General features: G+C 34.2%; 20 protein-coding genes and 2 pseudogenes. 12 read left to right on the top strand and 10 right to left on the bottom strand.

The annotated features are described in order from the left end of the window. Positions 1-114 precede the first annotated feature (114 nt). Positions 115-189 (bottom strand): annotated as a pseudogene (locus AC1Q51_RS01970) (transposase); the annotation flags it as partial. A gap of 139 nt (positions 190-328) precedes the next feature. On the opposite strand from AC1Q51_RS01970, the gene AC1Q51_RS01965 reads away from it, so the two are divergent. Next, positions 329-658, top strand: coding sequence for a 6-aminohexanoate hydrolase (locus AC1Q51_RS01965; protein WP_492331331.1), 330 nt, complete (start codon positions 329-331; stop codon positions 656-658). A gap of 273 nt (positions 659-931) precedes the next feature. On the opposite strand, the gene AC1Q51_RS01960 is transcribed toward AC1Q51_RS01965, so the two are convergent. The 5 genes from AC1Q51_RS01960 to AC1Q51_RS01940 form a co-directional block, all read right to left on the bottom strand. Further along, on the bottom strand, positions 932-1,267 hold the full coding sequence (locus AC1Q51_RS01960) for a single-stranded DNA-binding protein (RefSeq protein WP_000982013.1): 336 nt from the start codon (positions 1,265-1,267) through the stop codon (positions 932-934). A gap of 161 nt (positions 1,268-1,428) precedes the next feature. Next, complete coding sequence (locus tag AC1Q51_RS01955; protein WP_000975133.1) at positions 1,429-1,683, bottom strand: DUF4318 domain-containing protein; 255 nt, start codon at positions 1,681-1,683, stop codon at positions 1,429-1,431. A gap of 105 nt (positions 1,684-1,788) precedes the next feature. After that, positions 1,789-2,520 carry a Bax inhibitor-1/YccA family protein gene (locus AC1Q51_RS01950; protein WP_001260655.1) on the bottom strand — a complete coding sequence of 244 codons (732 nt, stop codon included), beginning with the start codon at positions 2,518-2,520 and terminating at the stop codon, positions 1,789-1,791. 75 nt (positions 2,521-2,595) lie between these two features. Next, a complete protein-coding gene (locus AC1Q51_RS01945) occupies positions 2,596-4,491 on the bottom strand; it encodes an ABC-F family ATP-binding cassette domain-containing protein (RefSeq protein WP_000783191.1) in 1,896 nt (631 codons plus the stop codon). Then, positions 4,488-5,135 carry an HD domain-containing protein gene (locus tag AC1Q51_RS01940; protein WP_097911861.1) on the bottom strand — a complete coding sequence of 216 codons (648 nt, stop codon included), beginning with the start codon at positions 5,133-5,135 and terminating at the stop codon, positions 4,488-4,490. Before AC1Q51_RS01940 ends, AC1Q51_RS01945 begins: the two co-directional genes overlap by 4 nt. 109 nt (positions 5,136-5,244) lie before the next feature. Between AC1Q51_RS01940 and AC1Q51_RS01935 the strand changes: the two genes are divergently transcribed. Next, positions 5,245-6,027 carry a hypothetical protein gene (locus tag AC1Q51_RS01935; protein ID WP_065228748.1) on the top strand — a complete coding sequence of 261 codons (783 nt, stop codon included), beginning with the start codon at positions 5,245-5,247 and terminating at the stop codon, positions 6,025-6,027. A gap of 606 nt (positions 6,028-6,633) precedes the next feature. After that, positions 6,634-6,918, top strand: a complete 285-nt coding sequence (locus tag AC1Q51_RS01930) for a hypothetical protein (protein WP_023521790.1) — start codon at positions 6,634-6,636, stop codon at positions 6,916-6,918. 266 nt (positions 6,919-7,184) lie between these two features. On the opposite strand, the gene AC1Q51_RS01925 is transcribed toward AC1Q51_RS01930, so the two are convergent. Beyond that, complete coding sequence (locus AC1Q51_RS01925; RefSeq protein WP_000427801.1) at positions 7,185-7,460, bottom strand: stage V sporulation protein S; 276 nt, start codon at positions 7,458-7,460, stop codon at positions 7,185-7,187. A 616-nt stretch (positions 7,461-8,076) separates the two neighbouring features. Between AC1Q51_RS01925 and AC1Q51_RS01920 the strand changes: the two genes are divergently transcribed. After that, the gene (locus AC1Q51_RS01920; RefSeq protein WP_000536156.1) at positions 8,077-8,625 is read left to right on the top strand and encodes a hypothetical protein; all 549 of its coding nucleotides are present in this window, start codon (positions 8,077-8,079) and stop codon (positions 8,623-8,625) included. 155 nt (positions 8,626-8,780) lie between these two features. On the opposite strand, the gene AC1Q51_RS01915 is transcribed toward AC1Q51_RS01920, so the two are convergent. After that, positions 8,781-10,382: an esterase/lipase family protein gene (locus AC1Q51_RS01915; protein WP_097912434.1), complete on the bottom strand. Its 1,602-nt coding sequence runs from the start codon at positions 10,380-10,382 to the stop codon at positions 8,781-8,783. Positions 10,383-10,935: 553 nt separating this feature from the next. Between AC1Q51_RS01915 and AC1Q51_RS01910 the strand changes: the two genes are divergently transcribed. Further along, complete coding sequence (locus AC1Q51_RS01910) at positions 10,936-11,775, top strand: arylamine N-acetyltransferase family protein (RefSeq protein WP_090976308.1); 840 nt, start codon at positions 10,936-10,938, stop codon at positions 11,773-11,775. A gap of 96 nt (positions 11,776-11,871) precedes the next feature. On the opposite strand, the gene AC1Q51_RS01905 is transcribed toward AC1Q51_RS01910, so the two are convergent. After that, positions 11,872-12,081, bottom strand: coding sequence for a hypothetical protein (locus AC1Q51_RS01905; protein ID WP_139213218.1), 210 nt, complete (start codon positions 12,079-12,081; stop codon positions 11,872-11,874). A gap of 218 nt (positions 12,082-12,299) precedes the next feature. After that, positions 12,300-12,452, bottom strand: coding sequence for an exosporium protein ExsG (gene exsG / locus AC1Q51_RS01900; RefSeq protein WP_000395679.1), 153 nt, complete (start codon positions 12,450-12,452; stop codon positions 12,300-12,302). A 204-nt stretch (positions 12,453-12,656) separates the two neighbouring features. Here exsG and AC1Q51_RS01895 point away from each other — a divergent pair. From AC1Q51_RS01895 to AC1Q51_RS01865, 7 genes and pseudogenes are all read left to right on the top strand, one after another. Further along, a pseudogene (locus AC1Q51_RS01895) lies at positions 12,657-13,387 on the top strand (excalibur calcium-binding domain-containing protein). A 165-nt stretch (positions 13,388-13,552) separates the two neighbouring features. Next, entirely contained in the window at positions 13,553-14,260 is a 708-nt protein-coding gene (gene ric, locus AC1Q51_RS01890; protein ID WP_090976304.1) for an iron-sulfur cluster repair di-iron protein, read from the top strand. A gap of 208 nt (positions 14,261-14,468) precedes the next feature. After that, the gene (nirB, locus tag AC1Q51_RS01885) at positions 14,469-16,874 is read left to right on the top strand and encodes an NADPH-nitrite reductase large subunit (protein ID WP_090976302.1); all 2,406 of its coding nucleotides are present in this window, start codon (positions 14,469-14,471) and stop codon (positions 16,872-16,874) included. A 15-nt stretch (positions 16,875-16,889) separates the two neighbouring features. Continuing rightward, complete coding sequence (gene nirD, locus AC1Q51_RS01880; RefSeq protein ID WP_000616683.1) at positions 16,890-17,207, top strand: nitrite reductase small subunit NirD; 318 nt, start codon at positions 16,890-16,892, stop codon at positions 17,205-17,207. A gap of 58 nt (positions 17,208-17,265) precedes the next feature. Next, entirely contained in the window at positions 17,266-18,690 is a 1,425-nt protein-coding gene (locus AC1Q51_RS01875; protein ID WP_071714372.1) for a uroporphyrin-III C-methyltransferase, read from the top strand. Further along, positions 18,687-19,397 (top strand): sirohydrochlorin chelatase, encoded by a 711-nt coding sequence (locus tag AC1Q51_RS01870; protein ID WP_000676477.1) that lies wholly within the window; start codon positions 18,687-18,689, stop codon positions 19,395-19,397. Before AC1Q51_RS01875 ends, AC1Q51_RS01870 begins: the two co-directional genes overlap by 4 nt. Then, positions 19,390-19,863: a precorrin-2 dehydrogenase gene (locus AC1Q51_RS01865; RefSeq protein WP_000282601.1), complete on the top strand. Its 474-nt coding sequence runs from the start codon at positions 19,390-19,392 to the stop codon at positions 19,861-19,863. Before AC1Q51_RS01870 ends, AC1Q51_RS01865 begins: the two co-directional genes overlap by 8 nt. Positions 19,864-19,949: the final 86 nt, after the last annotated feature.

Below are 19,949 nucleotides of genomic sequence, written 5' to 3'. Positions count from 1 at the left end.
GCTTTTTATTTTTTATCCATTTCTTGAGGTACCGCCAGTATTAAAAAAAACACACGCTAAGCAAAAAAATATAATAAGCTGTCCATATAGACAGCTTATTTACATATTTTTCGTTCTCGGAAGTTGATCTTGTAGCGCTCTTTCTCGTAATTCACTATGTTTTCCAAAGAAAATATTGAAAGACAAGGCGATGAATACATTTGCAAAATGACAAAACTGTAAGAATACACGAGTATTTGTAAGAAAGTTCGATGTTTTCCTTTTTCTTTTTTTATTATAGTGAAAAAGAAGAACGAAATATTCTCTTATGTAGGAAAGGAAGATAATAATGATTGATTTATTAAATAAATGGATGTTAGAAAGTACAGGAAATTTCAATATCGTTGTAGGACTTACAGCACTTCTATTTTTGGGTTCAGTAATTACACTTATTATTATTTACAAAAAAATTGGTAAATCAGATGAAAGAACAACTCCTATTTATTTTAAAATTATTTCTTGTATGTTTACTACTCAAATTCTAATGAATTGCATATTTATTTCTTTAGTTGGTAAAGATATTGAGAATTTCCGTCAAATCTTTATATTATTTGGAGCCTTTGTATTCTTCGTTGGAGCTATTTATTCGTTTAAATTATATAGACAAGAATTTAAATAATTCACTTGCAAGAAACAATAAAAAGGGGGATTCCTTACTCTCAGAAAGGATCCCCTTTTTTATTTTCTATCACTCGATTCTTCTTTTTATACATTCCTATCCTGGCATGGGTTTTACGGTTCTCGATTGTTACTGGATTAGCCGAAAAACGTAATAAAATTTTGTATACTCTTTACTTGTTTTCCAAAAAAAAGCTGGCGGTACTCCTTCTTTAAGTTTATTAAAATACTTTCCACAATTTTTTCCGTAGCTATTACTTAAAATCACCTTTTATTACGATGCCCCCTCCCGCCTTCTCTCCAAAAAGGTAATACTCTCAATCACAACTTCAGTTCTATATATTCTCTTGCCTTGTTCATCATCGTAATTACTCGTCTGAATACGCCCTGTAATCCCAACAAGTGATCCCTTCTTACAATATTCAGTTACATTCTCAGCCGATTTTCGCCAAACGACACAATTAATAAAATCGACTTGTTGTTCACCTAAACTATTTCGAAATCCTCTATTCACCGCAATACATATTCTTGCATAAGCAACGCCTTGTTTTGTGTAGTATAATTCTGGCTCCTTTGTCAATCTACCGATTAATACAACTCGATTCATCATAAGTTATACCACCTCACATATTTTTCTTCATTGTAAGGAGAAGTATTTGAATAGTAAAAAGCACAAAATGATATATCCGTAAGTAAAAAGTATTATTTTAGACCTTACAAAACAAAAAAAGAAACCATACATAGTTCAAACATGTATGGTTTCAAAATTTATTACACTTCAGTACAAGATATGTAATATCCTCCGCGAGCCATCTTTATTTCAGCACGGTACATTACATTTTCTAAGTAAAAAGTAATCGGTTTAACTTTACTCTCAAATTTTAGTCTTTCATTGCATTCAGTTGCATATCCTTCAATCGCTGAAGTAATAACTTCAGATGATGGATACGTTAAAGCTTCATCTAGTTCTATGAAAAAACTTTTAGAAAATAGTTTTTTCATAATCCCCTTCTTCTCTTTCATCATATTCCATCTCCTTCAATTCAAGTTGATAACATCCATATTATACCATACGTTCAATATATCTTTGAAAATAAAAAAAACCTGCATTTTTCATGCAGGTTTTTTTTATTAGTCATTTTTCGTAAAGTAAGAAACGAAACGAAGAATTTCTAAGTATAACCAAACTAATGTAAGCATTAGTCCCATTGCAGTGTACCACTCCATATATTTCGGAGCTTGACTACGTACACCATTTTCGATTAAATCGAAATCTAGTAATAAGTTTAATGCAGCAACTACAATAACAACTGCACTAATAATAATACCGATTGTACCACCTTGGTGAATGTATGGAACAGTTACACCAAACATATTTAGTAGGAATACGACTAAATACATAACCATAATTCCGAGTGTTGCTGCCATAACGCCTGTACGGAATTTATCCGTTACTTTTACTACGCGTGTTGCATATAACACTAACATTGCAAATAGAATTGAGATTGTTAGTAATACAGCATTTAAAACGATAGAATCGCCAAATTTCATTGTATAAACTGCTGAAATACTTCCTAACACAACCCCTTCTACCGCCGCATAGATTGGTGCACCAAAAGGTGAAATACGCGGGAAGAACATAGACGCAAATGCGATGATTGCCGCAACGATTAAAGCACCAATTAATACTGGCATCTTCATCGTCCCCTGCATCATCTGTATGTATGAATAGACAGACGTTGCAAGTAGCAAGATAAGCATAATGAACGTTTTGCCTACTGTTCCGCCAATCGTCATCGCAGAAGCGCTTGCTCCCTCTTTACGGAATGCCTCTTTTTTCAACATTGGATTAGATGTTCTCATTTTTTCCCTCCTAAAATAGGTTCTACCAATAGTGTAAAGTTTTTCTCTTTACTTTTCAATATATGCAGCTTGTTTTTATTTTAATCCTTCAACGATGTCTGATAGTTCACTCCATCTTTCCATCTTTTTTTCTAGCTCTTCTTCTGTTTTCTGCTGTGCTTCAGATAATTCTTGTGCCTTTGTGAAGTCAGATCCAACTTTCGCAAGTTCTTCTCCAATTGACTCAATTTTTTCTTCAAGTTCGGCAATTGTATCTTCAATCGTTTCCCATTCACGCTGCTCATTGTATGAAAGTTTACGTTTACGTTGTTGTTTTGGAGCTTCTTCTACTACTTTTTTCTCTTTTTGAACTTCCGCTTTCTCCATAAGTTCTCTCGTTTTTTCCATTTCTAAATAATCTGTATAACTACCTAGGAACTCACGCACTTCGCCTCCGCCAGTAAAGATGAACAGTTCATCTACTACTTTATCTAAGAAGTAACGGTCATGCGATACAGTTAAAACGACACCTGGGAAATCTTCTAAATAATCTTCTAGTACTGTTAATGTTTGTGTATCTAGATCATTCGTAGGTTCATCAAGTAAAAGTACGTTTGGTTCTCCCATTAAAATACGTAATAAATATAAACGTCTTCTTTCACCACCAGATAGTTTACCAAGCGGTGTACCATGTGAATGAGTCGGGAATAAGAAACGTTCTAACATTTGAGATGCACCAATTACTTTTCCATCTGTTGTATGAATAACTTCTGCAATCTCTTTAATGTATTCAATCATACGCTGATTTAAATTCATCTCTTCATTTTCTTGCGTATAATAAGCAACTTTTACAGTTTGCCCAACTTCAATTTCACCACTATCAGGAGATAACTTACCTGCAAGCATATTTAATAGCGAAGATTTCCCGCTTCCATTCGCTCCAATAATTCCGATGCGATCGCCTGGTTTCACGATATGATTAAAGTTGTTTAATACCGTTTTATCACCAAATTTTTTCGTCACATCTTTTAACTCAAGTACTTTTTTCCCAAGACGGCTACCGCTAAGTGCAATATCAACTGACTGTTTTGCAGCTGGCCCTTCTTGGCCCTTTAGCTCATCAAATCGTTGAATACGTGCCTTTTGCTTTGTTGAACGGGCTTTTGCACCGCGGCGGATCCATGCTAGTTCGCGGCGATATAAGTTTTGACGTTTTGATTCTTGCGCAATTTCTTGTTCTTCACGAAGTGCTTTCGCTTCTAAAAACGTACTGTAATTCCCTTCATAACTATACAGTTTCCCATTATCTAATTCGAAAATACGATTCGTCACACGATCTAAGAAATAACGATCATGGGTTACAAGTAATACTGCGCCATTATATCGAGCTAAATATTCCTCTAACCATTCCACTGTCTCATGATCAAGATGGTTCGTAGGCTCATCTAAAATTAATAGATCCGGTGTTTCAATAAAACATTGCGCCATCGCAATACGTTTTTTCTGTCCACCAGATAAATTTCCAACAGTTGCAGTGAAGTCCGTAATTCCTAATTTCGTTAAAAGAGATTTCGCATTTGCATTTGCTTCCCATGCACTCATTGCATCCATACGTTGCTGCACTGCAAATAATTGTTCCTGTACTTTTTCATTACTTGGATCTTTTTCGATATGTAATAGCGCCTTTTCATACTCACGAAGAAGACGAATTAAAGGAGTATCACCATGGAAGACTTGCTCTAGCACTGTTAGTTGTTCATCAAACTCTGGTTGCTGTGATAAATAACTAATTGTATACCCACGAGAATGAGTCATATCACCTGTATCAGGAATTTCTGCCCCTGCAATAATTTTTAATAACGTCGATTTACCAGTTCCGTTTACACCGATAATTCCGGCACGGTGTCCTTCTGCAATACTAAATGATAATCCATCAAATAACGGTTTTTCTCCATATGATTTTGATAAGTTTTCCACAGTTAACATTTTCATATTTGTGCATTCCACTCTTTCATAAATTGTTCAATAAACTGTTCCATATAACGATGACGAACTTCCGCCTCTTGTTTTGCTGCGTTCGTGTTCATTAAGTCTTTTAATTTCAAAAGTTTTTCATAAAAATGATTTAAAGATGGATCGTTATTTTTTCTATATTCATCTTTCGTCATCACTTCACGCGGAGTAATAGTTGGATCATACATTAATCTCCCTTTCGCTCCACCATACGCAAATGTGCGAGCTATTCCAATTGCTCCAAGGGCGTCTAAGCGATCCGCATCTTGAACAAGCTTCCCTTCAAGTGAATCCACTTTACCGCCATGACCACCTTTATAAGACATATTGGCGATGATATGAAGAACATGTTTACTTTCCTCTTCTTCCACATGTAACTCTTCTAACCAATCAGAAACTTTTTTCATTCCTTCTTCTTCACTTTCATTTAACTTCTCATCTGCCACATCGTGAAGTAATGCTGCCATTTCAATTATAAAACGATTTCCCCCTTCTTGCTCGGATAAAGAAATCGCCAGTTTATGTACGCGTTCAATATGATACCAATCATGCCCACTCGCATCTTTTTCTAAAATATGTTTTACAAAAGTAATTGTTTTTTGAATCTTTTCTTGTTTTGTCATTTTATCTTCACCCAGTTACTTATTGTAACACGCCCGCATTTTTTCATCACATATTTTCTTGTCCGCCCATACACTGAGTGGTAAGCATCATCATGAAGGAGGAATAAATATGTTCTATAATAATCAACCGCCTTATCCAAGGCAACCATTTTACCCTCAACAACAAGAACAAAGATACACAGAACAATACGAAGAACAAGAGTTACAACAGCAAGAACAACAATATGACGAAAACCCATATGCAACAACGCAAAATCAAGAAACTGAATTTCAACAAAATCCATATGAAACACGTCCAAATTATGAATATCCTCAAAATCCATATGCGGTACCACAAAACCAAGAACAACCATATCAGCAAAATCCATATGCAGCACCACAAAACCAAGAACAACCATATCAACAAAATCCATATGCAGCACCACAAAACCAAGAACAACCATATCAACAAAATCCATATGCAGCACCACAAAACCCATACACAACTCAACCACAACAACCGCAATACCAACAACAAATGTATCAACCAAACTACGACGCACGTGTCTCACCACCTAAACCACCAACAATAGATCCAACGCAGCCACAAATTTTACCGCCAGGACCAACATTAGACATTACACAACCACAAATCTTACCACCTGGACCAATTACTGAACCAACACAACAACAAATTCAACAAGTTGTCGGTACACAGTTTTTACCTTTCAAGAAACCCGTACTAGATTTCGTAAAACCATGGGTAGATTACGGTTTAAATGAAGCAAAACATACATCACACGAACACGCATTAACAGAAGTTGCTGCGATTATGTTTTTAGTTGGTAAAGGCTTCAATCCGACGATTGCTCATTATATCGTAGAATCTTGGGAGAAGAATGAACAGTTTTAGGGTTGTTTATTTTATGTTCAGAAAAACTATAAAAGCGTCGCAAATGCCTGTTATACAAGCATTTGCGACGCTTTTTATTTGTTATATTATATTCTACTTCAAAAGGGTATTTCATATTTTTTCACATGTTTTTATATTATTTGTGAGCAAATAATAACCTTTTAATTAAACTGTATTAGATCCCCTTGATAAATAAACATTCCCCCTCCATTTGTTGAACTTGTGTTCTAAAAATATACTTTCATATTATATAGTTTCATTTCGTTTCATAGGTCTTATTAAATACGTCTTTATTTGATAAGGTTTTTCTACGATATCACTACTTATTATTAATTCATGGCTGTTTTTATTCTTGATATTAAGACTGTTTTTATGAGCATTTCGTATAAGTATGATGTAACTGATTAAAGCTATTTTCAAAGACGACATATCGGCGATACTTTATGTCTATTTCTTATAGGTGTTAGCAAGTTCGTTTGCAAACTTGTTAGCACTTTTTTATATTTCTTCTATAAATAAATGCCCCTTAATATAATCTAAATTTTATATATTTACTTTTCTTCTATTTATCTTATAATCTTAATTGGGAGAGGGAGGAAAATATATATGTCTAAAAATGCAAATGTACTATTAAGTCAAATCAAGATAGTAATTGAAATTACAAAAAATAAACAAAAAGAAAAAGAAGATCCATTCTATGAAGATTTACTAAAACGATTAAATCGTTTAGCTAATTATCTGCAAAGTAACGATTATACTAATGACGGATTAGAATCTCGTCGAATTAAAGGCGCAGTGAGAGCCTATACTGATACCGGTCTCGTAAAAAGCTTTGACGACCCTCTACTTATTGAATTAGATAAATTAGAGACTATGCTAAATGAAAATTAACAATTCCTTTCAAAGTATATTAATTGTAAATAAATAAAAATAGACCACCTATTACAGGTGGTCTATTAGAATCTTGGGAAAAGAATGAGCAGTTTTAAGGGTGTTTATTTTTAAGTATCTAGAACACTCGCTAAGTTTAAGGAGAACTTAACAGACATGCGTCCGGCATAATGCCATGTCCACACCCAAGGATCGGTTACATAAAATAACGTATCTAACATCGGAAGTCTATTGGTCTTTCCCCCTTATAGTAACACTCTCTTCTACTAAGACCTTTTCTTTCTAGGGCCTACAATTAATTTAATCGCTGTTCTTTCTTCATTATTGATAGAAATCTCTTGAAACGCCGGAACAAAAGCTAAGTCAATACCACTTGGAGCGACGAACCCTCTCGCAATCGCAATTGCTTTAATCGCTTGATTTATAGCTCCAGCCCCAATCGCTTGAATTTCCACATTACCACTTGTTCTTAGTACACCCGCTATTGCACCCGCGACTGAATTTGGGCTTGATTTTGAAGATACCTTTAATATATTTTCCATGTAAGTTGCTCCCTCTATTATTTAATCTCTCTTTCGTTACAATTTTAAATATTTTAGCGTATCTTTAATTACTATTCACACCAAAAACAAACGATGCTTCATATGTACATTTATTCTATATTTTCTGACTTCTTCCTGCCCAGCTACACAAATAAAATAAAAAAATACACTAAATAATCTAATATACATACGATTAAATATCATAACTTCACCAAACGATAACATCCATACAGCAAAAGATAATATTGCTGTTTTGTCAGACGAAATTAATATAGTAAAGTGAAACTTTACTCAGTGGGGGTTTTGTTCATCCCCCAACTAACTTCTTTGCTTTCACTGAATTTTGAGGTGGGGTCTTACTGCTCGGAAAATAGCGTGATAAACGTTCCCTCGTTACTTCAATTTATTTAGAAATTCCATTCATTTTTCTATCAAATTATGAACCTTATCACCTTCAAAAAATGTTACAGATGATAACCAAATACTATATTTCATCATTTGAGCACTTTCTATTCCAAATCTATCTCCTTCTATAGTACAAGCATACACGCCAATTGTGATTCATTTTCATAAACTATTATGTGTTTTACATTTATTAAGAATAGGAGGTAATATATTGGGTTCATACTATCATTCTTCAAACTCGTATAAAAAATGCTCATGCAAATCTTCTTCCAGTTCAAATAAAAAATGTTCATGTGACCATTCACATAAACGAAGCTGTCCTGCATACGGAACTTTTTGGCAAACTGAATTTATAACTGTTCCTTTTGGCAACCCTTTTCCATTTAATCACGTTGGACCTTTAGCAGGAGGCGTTTCCTTACTAAACCCTACTACTATACAATTTAGACAAGCTGGTGATTATAGAGTTTCGTTCATTTCCAGTATTAATACTACTTTAAATCCTGTATTTCCACATATCCCAGTCATAACTATATTTTTAAATAACAATCCACTTGCTAATAGTCAAGGTGACTTCGCTATTCAAATGAATACTTCATCAAATAACGAATGTCTTCAACTCGTTGGCGAAACGATTGTTACAGTGCCAGCTAATTCAACTCTTCAACTTAGAAATAATAGTGGCTTTAATCGTCAAAGTATTGTAACTTGTGACAATGGTATAAATTCAGTTGAATTAACAGTTACAAAACTAAGTTAATATTATTTCTTCACATTCAGATGCTATTTCAGCATCTTTTTTTATTGAATAACAGTTTTCTTCGACTTTTATTATCTCTCATCACGCAAAAAAAGTGCAGAATTCTTTCTAACACAAGATTTCTGCACTTTTATATTATGCTTATTTATTCTTCCTTATTTCTCTACATAAACCGACTTAACAATCGTACGATTATATGGTTTTCCTTCTTTATTCATCCCTTTTATATCCATCGTAACGTTATATACTCCCGGTTGTTTTATATCTTTCAAAGCACCTGTAAATGTATTCGTATTAACATTTTGTAATTCATTAAATTCAGAGACTAACTTACCTTCTTTATTAACGACTCTTACTGTTATGGAAAGATCCCCTTTCATTTCAGGTGCCAATGGTGATTTTTTCAGTTTATACTCAGGGTTTTTTACTTTAACCTTTGTAGGCATTTGAAGAACAAATGGCGCGTCATTCTTGTAATCGCTTACAACTAAATATGCATCTTTCGACTGCTTCGCCATCATTTTGATTTTCCATTCGCCTACTTCCAATTTATCAAACTTGAATGTTCTAATTGTCGCCCCATTAAAGAAAGATTCGCCTTCACCAGTAGTTATAGCGCTATCTTTGTTTGCATAGATTTTTCCTTTTGGAGATACCATTTGTACTTCTACATCAGAAGAAGCAGTTAGTACAGAAACTATTCCTTCAGCCTTTTTATCAACAGAAATACTTTGCTCTATCCACTGATTTTGTGGTAATTCGCCTCCTAAAATATTTTGATTTGAAGTTGTATTTAATTGTTCTAGATTTTCATTTGAACTAGTGCTGGATGCTACTAAAGCTGGTAACCCCACATTTGTCGTACGTAAATATGGTTCAATTCGTGCAAAAACAGCTGATCCTTTTCTTATATTGTCATGATCAAATCTTGAATCTGTAAATAAATGTGTACCGTACGATAGCTTCGCACTCCATTCATTTACTAGTCCATCATTTGAACCGTACGACGATAAATATAACCCGCCCATAGATAATGCAGAAAATGTTGGCCCCCAGCTAGTCCCAGTAGCCGTATAGTAACGGTTTAATTTAGCTGCTGGGTTGTTATCTATTGTTGAACGAAACTTTGCCATTTCACCTATTTGTAACGAATACGTACCATCATCTTTTTGACCTAATATAGAAGCAAGCCACCCTGCCCACCAACTATATGATAAATCTGCTAAATTTGAGCCGTGATGCGGTGTAGCAAGTGTAATAACATTTCCAACAAATCGATTCGCACCATATTCAACTAATGCAGCTTGTGTATCAATACCACCTTTACTATGTGCTACAATATTAACTTTTTTACCGAAATGATTATATATTTCTTCAAGTTTTTGTGCTAACAATTTTCCGTTATCCCACTGACTAGCCGAACCTTTCCCAGCAGCATCATATAATTGTATAAACACTGTTTGATAGCCTGCTTTCAAAGCATAATCATACATATCATTTATATCATGATATACTGTCTTTCCATACCAACTATCTGCATTACCATTTCTTCCTTGTACAAAGAGAATTGGTGGTTTATTCTCATCATAATTAGCAGGTTTTTGGCCTAAAAACCATTCTCCAGGTGTGAATACTTCTGTATCAGGAACCCCCTTTCCAAGCTCTTTTACAACTTCTGCCTGTACATTTGTGCTAATCGTTGGAGCCATGATAAAAAATACAATTAGTAAGGCCACACATCTTCTCATCAATCGCATATTACTCCCCCTATTTTTTTGAAAGAAGGTGTTCTTTATAATATTTTATATTTTCCCTTCCTTAATAATAGCTAATCTTTTATTTTAAAAAGATGTTAGCCCTATTTTTAGAAGGTTACTAGTTGTATACCCTCTTCCTTAACTCTCGTTATTCTCTTTGTTTCTACCTCTTCCTTTTGATAGAATACGACAAAAAAGTTTCTCAATAATTGTTAACTTCGCTACACCCAGATATTTTTTAAATTATTATTGTTTATATAAAGCATACAAATCTTGAAAAAATTTTAGTGAAAAAACATTTTATTACTAGTTAGTTATTTAAAAATATAATAAAGATATGTACTTTCTTTTCATTAAATACAAACTAATTTTAAAGGAGCTTATATTATAAGACTTTCCTACGATTAAAAATTAAACTGAAATTTCAGAATAAAAAATCACATTTCCAGAAACATATATTATGATAATTTCTGCGCACTTGAATTAACTTTTTAGAAGTACTAACCTATCGGTGAGCAGAAGAAAATTCTGTAAAAAGAAAGGAGAATACTTTATGATGACCAATTTACAAAAGGAGTTTTTTAAACGCTTAAAAATTCCTGCAAAAGAAATAACATTTGATGATTTAGATGAAATTCTCTTAAAAATGGGAATGATTCTCCCCTATGAAAATCTTGATATTATGGCTGGCACTATTAAAAATATCTCAAAAGATAACTTAATAGAAAAGTTACTTATTCAAAAACGAGGTGGACTTTGTTATGAATTAAACTCCTTATTGTATTATTTTTTAATTGATTGTAGGTTTCAAGTATACAAAGTAGCCGGTACTGTTTATGATCTGTACGATAATAAATGGAAACCCGATGATGGTCATGTCATTATCATATTAAGTCATGAGGATAAAGATTATGTTGTGGATGCAGGTTTTGCATCTCATCTCCCTTTACATCCAGTCCCTTTTAACGGAGATGTCATCTCCTCTCAAACAGGAGAATATCGAATTCGTAAGCGAAATACTCGAAAAGGTACGCATATTTTAGAAATGAGAAAAGGAGCTAACGGAGAATCTACAAGTTTCTTACAATCTGAACCTTCAAATGAATGGAAAATAGGCTATGCTTTCACTGTAGATCCAATAGATGAGAAAAAAGTGAATAACATTCAAAAAGTGATTGTAGAGCATAAAGAATCTCCTTTTAATAAAGGGGCTATCACTTGTAAATTAACTACTTATGGTCACATATCATTAACAAATAAAAATTATACAGAAACCTTTAAAGGCACTAAAAATAAACGACCAATAGAATCTAAAGATTACGCTCGCATTCTTCGTGAATCTTTTGGAATAACGCAAGAGAAATATGTAGGAAAAACACTAGAAAGAGGTTAGTTGACTACAAGTATTTCATAATAAAGCAGATTCTATATTTAGAATCTGCTTTATTTTATATTTTGTTATAAATTAATTTAATTTTGTTGTTACCCTTTAATTTTCAATTATATATTCATCATCATATTTATCGTATTGTAACCCTTTCCCTATCTTTGATTCTGTAACTTGATCTCTTAAAAACGGTGCAGCATCCATTTTGCTAGTTGCAATTTCAATTCCATATTTTTTCGTTAAATGAGCTAACTCTAGTAAAAACCACTCTCTTCGCAATGTAACTGGAATATCCAATGTTTTTCTTTTCATATATAATAGCACCTCTTTTATTTTCATAGCTTAAAAACATCACTGGATGCACTTATTAAAACTACCTTTCACCGCTAACATCCAATGAAACATTATAGTATATGCATGTCCATTTCAAACGTGCTATCACAAATATGATATTTAAGTTTACATAATTATATTATGTAATAGCAGAAAAGGAAGGCATGTCCCTCCCCCTTCTACTATAGAGATTTAAATTAAGAACATCTTGGTACACCTAAAGCTAAAAATAAACCTGCTACTCCCGCAGTAATCGGTACTTTTAACGTAATAACATCGTCTACCTTCGTTACTAAAAAGTAAGCATTACCTTCTTGTAATATACAAGTTACTAACAATTGAAATTCCATTCAAATCTCCTCCTTTCAATCGATATACTATAATTTATGAAATATCTTTCAAAAAGTAATAGGAAATATATCTATTTTTCTCTATATATAAAATAATCGTTTATAAGTCTAGTAAAAATATTAATTTTCTAAATTTATATAAAACGTGTAATATCCAATAAGTTTATAATCAATAAGAAAAATCTTACAAATGCAGGTATGAAAATGGCGATTTTGATTAATATTGGTGCAGCTTTATTTTCTATTGCTTTTATTCTTTTAATCTTATGTATCATTTCATTCTTTAAGAAAAATGGAAAAGCAAAACAATATGGACGTCCTACCGTTATTCTTTTTATGATTTCTATTATATTAATAACGACCGGTACAACAAAGTCGGAACACCCCGTCGTCGAGTTTTTTCTACTTTAATTTTCATTCTATTTATATTCTTCCTTGTTATAGCAATCTTATCTGTAATTAAGAAAACAGGTGTAGCGAAAAAACAATTTATTATTACAGCCGTATTATTTGTCATTTTTGTTGCGCTATTAGGTATTTCAGCTCCTTCTTTTGAAAAAACGACAGCAACTAGTACAAAAGTTGCCTCTAACAATGAAGAACAAAAAAATAGCGAACAGAAAAAAGAACTAGAAAAGAAAGAGGCGGATGAAAAAACTCAAAAGCAAGAAGATGAGAAGCGTCAAGCCGAGGAACAAGCTCGTAAACAACAAGAAGAACAAAAACGTCAGGCTGACGAACAGGCTCGCAAACAACAAGAAGAGCAAAAAGCACAGCAAACTCAAACACAACCCGCTTCAGGAAATACTAGTAGTGCATACTACAAAAATTGTGCTGCAGTTAGAGCAGCTGGGAAAGCCCCTTTACATAAAGGGCAACCAGGTTATAGCTCTCATCTTGATCGTGATGGCGATGGAATTGCATGTGAAAAATAGCAATAAAAAATATTACCACTTATTACTTTCCCCCTTATTTTAATAACATTCTTCTTATTATTCTCAAAAACGACACAGAATAAGTGATTTCAATCACTACATAGATGTTAGTTTATCGCTATTCTTAATTTAGTTATTACATTCAAACTTTATGGAGGCGTTCATATGAAACATGCATTTACTGAAACTTCTATTGTCGGTGAGATCGTTACACAATTTCCGAAAGCTAGCGATCTTTTTAAATCATATAGAATAGACTTTTGTTGTGGTGGTAATAAACCACTTATTGATGCAATTCATGAAAGAAATTTATCAGCAACAGAAGTACTTACAGAATTAAATACACTTTATAATAATACGAAACGATTAAATGAATCTGAAATTGATTGGAAAAATGCTTCTTATCGTGAATTGATTGATTATGTTATAAATAAGCATCATCGCTATTTAAATGAAGAATTACCACAATTAAGTCCGTATGTGACGAAAGTATTACGCGTCCACGGAGCAAGTCAGCCTCACTTAGCTCAAATTCATAAGCTATTTCACGAATTAAAGATGGAATTAGAACAACATTTAATTAAAGAAGAAACAGAAGATTTCCCATTAATTTTAGAATTTGAACAAAATCCAATTGAAGAAAACTATGTGAAATTACTTAAAGTAGTAGATGAGTTGGAAAATGAACATAACCACGCAGGCAACATTATTAAAGAGCTTCGTAAAGTTACAAATGACTTTACTCCTCCAGAAGGAGCTTGCGGTACTTATCGACTTGTTTACCAACGTCTTGAAGCATTAGAGTCTGACTTAGTTGAACACATTCATTTAGAAAATAATATTTTATTTCCACGTGCCATTACGAGAGCATAAATAAATTGCAGGACATGAGTATACATACTTATGTCCTGTTTTTTCATTTGGTAAAAAATATACACATCCCTCTCGAATAAATCCGAATTTTAACAATTTGTGAATCATTATAAAAATGTGACAAATATCACATCCCCCCTTTTTTGAATTTTCTATAATAGAAATATAATCCTTTGTTCAACATTTCACAGAAAAAGGGGAAACGAAAATGAAAAAACGTTTAGTTATGATCGGAAATGGTATGGCTGGCATACGCTGTATAGAAGAAATATTAAAACATAATAGTGATTCATATGAGATTACTATTTTGGGAGATGAACCGCATCCAAACTACAACCGTATTATGCTCTCTCACGTTTTACAAGGCAAAACAAATATGCAAGATATCATTATGAATGAATATAGTTGGTACGAAGAGAATGAGATAACTTTATATACAAACGAAAGAGTTCAAAGTATTAACCGAGAAGCAAAAATCATTATCACAGAAAAAAATCGTACTCTTACATATGACAAACTCATTATCGCAACAGGTTCTAGTGCTTTTATTTTACCTGTTGAAGGTTCTACTCTTCCTGGTGTAACAGGATTTCGAACAATTGAAGATACACAATTTATGATAGACACCGCTAAAGAAAAGAAAAAGGGCGTTGTTATTGGTGGTGGGTTACTTGGTTTAGAAGCCGCAAGAGGTCTTATTGACTTAGGGATGGACGTACATGTTGTTCATTTAATGCCAAACTTAATGGAGCAGCAACTAGATACGAAAGCAGCTTCTCTATTACGCAAAGATTTGGAAGCGCAAGGCATGAAATTTCTAATGGAAAAGAAAACTGTAAAAATTCTTGGTACAGACCATGTTGAGGGCATTCAATTTGAAGATGGTGAAGTTGTAGATTGTGATTTAGTCGTAATGGCTGTCGGAATACGCCCAAATACGCAAATAGCAAAAGATGCTGGTTTAATTGTAAATCGCGGTATTGTAGTCAATGACTATATGCTAACAAATGATGAGTCCATTTATGCAGTTGGAGAATGTGCAGAGCATGACGGTATCGCATATGGACTTGTTGCTCCTCTTTATGAACAAGGTGCGATATTAGCAAAACATATAACAAATTTACAAACTGATGGATATTCGGGCAGTATCGTCGGTACGCAATTAAAAGTTGCTGGTTGTGATTTATTCTCTGCTGGTCAAATTTATGAAGATGATCAAACGAAAGCAATATCCATCTTTGATGAATGTAAACGTTCCTATAAAAAAGTATTAATTCGTGATAATAAAGTCGTCGGTATCGTTTTATATGGTGACACAGCTGACGGTACACGCCTCTTTAGCATGTTAAAGAAAGAAGAAGATATACAAGAATATACACCAGCTTCCATTCTTCACAAAGCTGGTGAAGAGAGTGAACTTGACGTTGCTACTATGAGTGCTGATGACACGATTTGCGGATGTAATGGTGTTACGAAAGGTACAATCGTTCACGCCATTTTAGAACAAGAGTTAACGACTTTTGAAGAAGTTAAAGGCTGTACGAAAGCCGCAGGGTCTTGTGGTAAATGTCGTCCGCTTGTGGAACAAGTTTTATCTCATACACTTGGAGATGCTTTTGATGCCTCAGCGCAATCTGCCGGTATGTGTGGATGTACACCTTTATCCCGTGATGAAGTCGTAGCGGCCATTCACGAGAAAGGCTTAAAATCTCCAAAAGAAGTACGAAATGTTCTTGGTTTTGCACATGAAGACGGCTGTTCGAAATGCCGCCCTGCTTTAAACTACTATTTACGTATGGCGATTCCAGAAGAATATGAAGATGATAAATCGTCCCGTTTCGTTAATGAAAGAATGAATGGTAACATCCAACACGATGGTACATTCTCTGTTATTCCACGTATGTACGGAGGCGTTACAACAGCAGATGATTTAATGAAAATTGCTGAAGTTGCGAAGAAGTATGATGTTCCACTTGTGAAAATTACCGGTGCAAGCCGAATTGGCTTATACGGTGTCAAGAAACAAGATTTACCTAACGTATGGGCTGACTTAAATATGACTTCTGGATATGCGTATTCAAAATCTCTTCGTAATGTAAAATCATGTGTTGGCTCTCGTTTTTGCCGTTTCGGTACGAAAGATTCATTAGGTCTTGGTATGTTGCTTGAACAATCATTAGAAATGGTAGATACACCTCATAAAATGAAAATGGGTGTAACTGGTTGTCCGCGTAACTGTGCGGAAGTACTGACGAAAGATTTTGGCGTTGTTTGTGTCGAAAATGGATATCAACTTTATATTGGCGGAAATGGTGGTACAGAAGTACGTGAAGCTGATTTTGTAATGATTGTCCCTACTGAAGATGATGTCCTTCGCATCGCTACAGCTTACATGCAATATTATCGTGAAACTGGTATTTACGGAGAGCGTACTGCCTACTGGACAGAACGTTTAGGCTTCGATCACATAAAAGAAATACTGCAAGATGCAAATATGGTTACTACGTTAAATGAACGTTTCCAAAAAGCTCGTGGCACATATAAAGAAGCTTGGGGACAAGCACTAGAAACGAAATCATTAAAAGCGATGTATGAAGTAGAAACTGTGAAATAAGGAGCTGTGACCTATATGATACAAACGAAAGAAAAAATAAAAGTTATGCGTGCAGAAGACCTTCCTATTCAAATCGGTAAAGAGGTGCAAATGAAAGGTATGTCTTTCGCCCTATTCCGCCTTTCAAATGGCGATATTCGAGCTGTAGAAAATCGTTGTCCTCATAAAAACGGGCCATTAGCGGAAGGTATTGTATCTGGAGAATTCGTCTTTTGTCCATTACATGATTGGAAAATTTCACTACTAACAGGTGAAGTTCAAAAACCTGATGACGGTTGTATTCAAACGTATGAAGTAGAAGTTATTGACGGAGATATTTATATATACATGTAATTTACAAAAGGAAGCCTCCCCTGGCTTCCTTTTAAATAAAAATAGACGAGGTGCGAATATGAACGGATATGTATATTTAGTTGGTGCAGGACCAGGTGATGAAGGGCTTATTACAAAAAAAGCGATAGAGTGCTTAAATCGTGCAGATATCGTCTTATATGACCGCTTATTAAACCCTTCCTTTCTTAATTATACAAAAGAAACATGTGAACTTATTTATTGCGGAAAAATGCCAAAGAATCATACTATGCGTCAAGAAATGATTAACTCACACCTCCTTCAATTTGCGAAAGAAGGAAAAATCGTAGTCCGCTTAAAAGGCGGAGATCCATCTATTTTTGGCCGTGTTGGTGAAGAAGCAGAAACTTTAGCATCAGCAAATATTCCATATGAAATTGTACCAGGTATTACATCTAGCATCGCCGCTAGTATCTATGCAGGTATTCCCCTCACCCACCGTGACTACAGTAATAGTGTCACTTTATTAACCGGACATGCAAAAGGTCCTTTAAGCGATCATGGAAAATATAATTCATCTTACAATAGCGACACGATTGCCTACTACATGGGTATAAAAAACTTACCTACAATTTGTGAAAACTTACTACAAGCAGGAAAAAAAGAAGATACGCCAGTAGCAGTCATTGAATGGGGTACAACTGGTAAACAGCGCGTTGTCACAGGGACACTGTCTACCATTGTTTCTATTGTCAAAAACGAAAATATTTCTAATCCTTCTATGACAATTGTTGGTGATGTCGTTTCCTTACGTAATCAAATCTCTTGGAAAGAACGCAAGCCATTGCACAGCAAGAAAGTTTTATTTACATCTGCAACAAATAAAAAAAGCGCAATAAAGCAAATGTTACAAGAGTCCGGTGCAGAAATATATCAAATTCCAACTTTCAAAAAGAAAGAATACACATTAACCTCTGAACAAATCAATAAGATTTTTAACGTTGATCGTCTTGTATTTTGTTCCGCTGACAGTGTAGACATCTTAATGCAATCATGCAGTAAATATCATAAAGATATTCGTTCCTTACAGGCAGAACTTCAGTATATGAACCTTTCTATTCAAGAAAAGCTCATGCAATATGGATTGTTCAGTAAACCTGCGCAATTTTCTTCGAATTCAACGATTTATTTAGGACGAAACATTAACCGAATTGCTGTTATTCAAGAAAAAATTGGTGCTGGTTCCTATATGATGACTCATGAGTACACAATTGATCATCGCTTCGATGAAATTCATTCACGTATTCTTTCTGAATTCTCATGGGATAGCATTGTATTTGAAGGTCGTGCTTCTATTGATACGTTTCTAGCAGAAATAAAACGCCTTGGCTTTATCAATATTCTTACTCTCCCATTCTCGTATACCGACGTTCCAACTTTACACTATGCAAATAAAGTTGGGTTTCATAACGTAGATCATCAATTACAAGAAACTCTTATGAAGAAAGACATGGTGAGACAATGAAAGGAATTGTATATGTTGGACATGGGAGCCGGCTACAAGAAGGTAATGAACAATTCATTCAATTTATTCAATCTGTTATGAAAGAGCGAAACGAAAGAATTCAAAAAATAGCTTTTCTAGAACTAACGACACCTACTATTTCGGATGCAGTTACAGAAACGATAATAGAGGGAGTAACTGAAATAATGATTGTACCTGTTTTATTATTTGCAGCAGCTCACTATAAACGTGATATTCCTTTTGAAATAGAGCAACTACAAAAGAAATATCCACAAATAACATTTTCAGTTGTACCTCCTTTTAGTACACATCCACATATGGTGGAACTTGTAGTGAAAAGAATACGTGAAGCTATGTCAATGCAAAATAGTAGTATTTTACTCGTAGGACGAGGCAGTAGTGATCCACAACCGATACATGAATTACAACAAATCAGAGCAGCTGTCGAACGAAAACTTGGTATGCCAGTATCCTGTTCCTTTTTAACGAAAGGAACTCCCTCTTTTGCTGCTGAGCTCAAGGCTATAACATCGACTGCGTCCCATGTATATGTCATGCCGTACCTTCTCTTTACCGGATTATTACTTCAAAAAATTAAATTGCATACAAAAAAATATGATCACGTTACGACTTGTAACTGTCTTCAGTTTGATACATACATGAAGTTAACATTATTAGAACGAATGGAGGAATGCATATATGTATAACATGTACCCTCTTATGTTTAATCTACAAAATAAAGTGGTCGTTATCATTGGTGGAGGTAAAATTGCATATCGAAAAGCGTCTGGATTAAAAAATACAGGTGCTTTCGTCACTGTTGTCAGCCCAGAAATTTGCGAGGAAATGAAGGAACTTTCTTATATTACTTGGAAGCAAAAAACTTTTAGTAATGATGATATTAAAGATGCTCATCTTATTTATGCAGCTACAAATCAACATGCTGTAAATATGATGGTCAAACAGGCCGCTCATGATTTCCAGTGGGTTAACGTTGTAAGTGGTAGTACAGCATCATCTTTTCACACACCTGGTGTCATTCGAAATGATGAATATGTTGTCACTATTTCAACTTCAGGTAAGGACCCATCGTTTACGAAGCGCATGAAGCAAGAATTAACATCCATACTTCCTAAACTTATAAAAAAACTTTCTCATACTCGCAAATTGTAATCTATCACTCAGCTAAAATAGTAATTAACTTTGAACAAACGTTTTTAGAGGCGTTTGTTCTTTTTGCTTTAGTTTCGTTTTTTAGG

This window comes from Bacillus sp. MT94, assembly GCF_058792475.1.
The sequence above is the reverse complement of the archived record's forward strand: the minus strand, read 5'-3'. Positions and strand labels throughout refer to the sequence as shown.